Genomic DNA, 2,691 nt, shown 5'->3' with positions numbered 1-2,691 from the left:
TGCTGTCGATGGCATATCTGGGTCGGCTGCTGACCGATTGGGTTGACCCGCAGGCGATCCGCAGCTATCGGGTGCGCTTCGCCGCCATCACGCCTCTGTACGGCAAGCCGACCGCCACCGGCAAGGTTGTCGCGATCGAAAATGGCTTGGCCTCAATCGAACTCACCGTCACGCTCGACGACGGCACCGTCACACTCACCGGCGACGCCGTCGTCGCACTCTGAAGGGACGTGTAACTCATGGGAACTCTTGATGGCAAGGTCGCCATTGTCTCCGGCTCCGGCCGCGGCATCGGGCGCGAGATCGCATTGAAGTTGGCGAGCGAAGGCGCGAAGGTCGTGGTCAACGACCTCGACGCCGAGCCCGCCAAGGAAACCGTCGCCGCGATCGAGTCCACGGGCGGGCAGGCCGTCACCTGCGTCGGCAGCGTCACCGACGCCGACTTCGGCGAGCGGTTCGTGCGGGCCGCCGTCGACGACTTCGGCGGGCTGGACATCATCGTGAACAATGCCGGCTACACCTGGGACTCGGTGATCCAGAAGATGACCGACGAGCAGTGGGACGCCATCCTCGACGTGCACCTCAAGGCGCCGTTCCGGATCCTGCGCGCCGCCCAACCGGTCATCGCTGCTGCGGTCAAGGCGGCCAAGGCCGCCGGTGAGCCGATCCCGTGCCGCAAGGTGGTCAACATCTCCTCGCTCGCCGGCACGGGCGGCAATGCCGGACAAGCGAACTATTCATCGGCCAAGGCAGGCGTCACCGGGCTGACGAAGGCACTCGCCAAGGAGTGGGGCCGCTACAACGTCACCGTCAACACCGTGGCATTCGGCTTGATCAAGTCCCGACTCACCGAGACCCCAGCAGACGGCGACGGCACGATCGACGTCGCAGGCAACGAGATCAAGGTCGGGGTGAATCCGAACCTGCTCGCTGCGATGGAGCAGATGGTGCCCCTCGGCCGTGGCGGCACACCTGCCGAAGCCGCCGGAGCCGTCTATCTGTTCTGCGTCCCCGAGTCCGACTATGTCAGCGCCCAGACTTTGGTCTGCGGCGGCGGCTTCAGCTTCTAGGGCCGATGGTGACCACTACCGCGTACCGGTCGGCATGGGCTGACGACGACGTCATCGCCCTCAAGGAGATGGCAACCAAGTTCTTCGAGACCGAGGCGCTGCCGCACCGCGAGCGCTGGGCCGCACAGAAGTGCGTCGACCGCGAGTTCTGGTACAAGGCAGGCGAACTCGGGCTGCTCTGCACCTCGATCCCCGAGGAATACGGCGGTGGCGGCGGAACCCTTGCCCACGATTTCGCGGTCATGGAGGCCCAGGCCGCGTGTGGTGAGAGCGGATTCGGCAATCAGGTGCACAGCGGGCTGGTCGCGCACTACATCCTCGCGTATGGCTCCGAAGAGCAGAAACGACGTTGGTTGCCGGGGATGGCCAGTGGAGAGTTGGTCAGTGCGATCGCGATGACCGAGCCGGGCGGCGGGTCCGATCTGAAGGCGTTGCGCACCAGTGCGATCCGCGACGGCGATCACTACCGTCTGAACGGAGCGAAGACCTTCACGTCAAACGGCAGCTCGGCCGACATCATCGTGCTCGTGGTGAAGACCGACCCCGCAGCGGGCGCCAAGGGGGTATCCCTGCTGGTGCTGGAAACCGCCGACGCGTCTGGCTTCCGGGTCGGTCGCATTCTCGACAAAGTAGGGATGAAGGCGCAAGACACCGCCGAGCTGTTCTTCGACGACGTCCTAGTGCCCGCTGAGAACCTGCTGGGCGAAGAGGGCGCCGGGTACGGCTACGCCATGCGGCAGCTGGCACACGAACGGCTGGTGGTCGCGGTCTGGGGCACCGCGGTGCTGGAGAGCGCAGTCGACGAAACGGTCAAGTACACCAAGGACCGCCGTGCGTTCGGCACTTCGCTGTTCGAGATGCAGAACACGCGGTTCGAGCTCGCCGAATGCGCCACCATCGCACGGATCGCGCGGGTGTTCGTCGACGATTGCGTCGAACGGCACCTCAGGGGCGACCTCGACGCGACGACGGCCTCGATGGCGAAGGCCTGGGTCAGCGATATGCAGGTGGCCGTAATCGATCGATGTGTGCAACTCTTCGGCGGCTACGGGTACATGCTGGAATACCCGATCGCGCGGATGTTCGTCGACTCGCGGGCGCAGAAGATCTACGCCGGCGCCAACGAAGTCATGAAGGAATTGATCGCGCGCTCGCTGTAGCGCCGATCCGAGGAGCCGACATGTATCTGACCCAGGCGCTGCACCGAAACCTGCAGCAGAACGCCGACCAACCAGCGACCATCTACCGTCAGCGGGTCCGGACGGTGGCTGAGTCCGCCGATCGGATCGCCCGGCTGGCCGGTGCGCTCGCCGGGTTGGGCGTACAGCGGGGCGACCGCGTGGGCATGCTCGGGCTCAACTCCGATCGGTATCACGAGTACTTCTTCGCGGTGCCGTGGATTGGCGCAGCCCTGAACCCGGTGAACATCCGTTGGAGCCCTGCCGAGATCGCCTACTCGCTGGTCGATTCCGACACCCGGGTGCTATTCGTCGATGACGCCTTCGCACCTGCGATTCCGGCTCTGCGTGAGCAGTTTCCGGGGCTTGCGACCGTAATCCACTGCGGCGATGGGGAACTGCCCGCGGGCGCGGTGAGCTATGAGGCGTTGATTGCGGAGCAT

General features: G+C 65.3%; 4 protein-coding genes. All 4 read left to right on the top strand.

Going from position 1 to position 2,691, the window contains the following annotated elements; translation table 11 throughout:
* On the top strand, positions 1-224 hold a 224-nt coding region (locus tag QOD90_RS04725; protein WP_526347176.1), incomplete at its 5' end, for a hotdog family protein.
* Between the two features lie 15 nt (positions 225-239).
* Positions 240-1,070, top strand: a complete 831-nt coding sequence (locus tag QOD90_RS04720; RefSeq protein WP_526347174.1) for an SDR family NAD(P)-dependent oxidoreductase — start codon at positions 240-242, stop codon at positions 1,068-1,070.
* A gap of 8 nt (positions 1,071-1,078) precedes the next feature.
* Complete coding sequence (locus QOD90_RS04715; protein ID WP_526347172.1) at positions 1,079-2,230, top strand: acyl-CoA dehydrogenase family protein; 1,152 nt, start codon at positions 1,079-1,081, stop codon at positions 2,228-2,230.
* Between the two features lie 20 nt (positions 2,231-2,250).
* The coding region (locus tag QOD90_RS04710) for an AMP-binding protein (protein ID WP_526347170.1) at positions 2,251-2,691 on the top strand (441 nt) is incomplete at its 3' end.

The organism is Mycobacterium sp., from assembly GCF_032161845.1.
Lineage (GTDB): Bacteria > Actinomycetota > Actinomycetes > Mycobacteriales > Mycobacteriaceae > Mycobacterium.
Note: the sequence above shows the minus strand (reverse complement) of the source record. Positions and strands in the feature narration are given on the sequence as shown.

Excerpts from the sequence above, each read along its gene's own strand:
- QOD90_RS04720 (WP_526347174.1), top strand. The coding sequence starts at position 240 with ATGGGAACTCTTGATGGCAAGGTCGCCATTGTCTCCGGCTCCGGCCGC.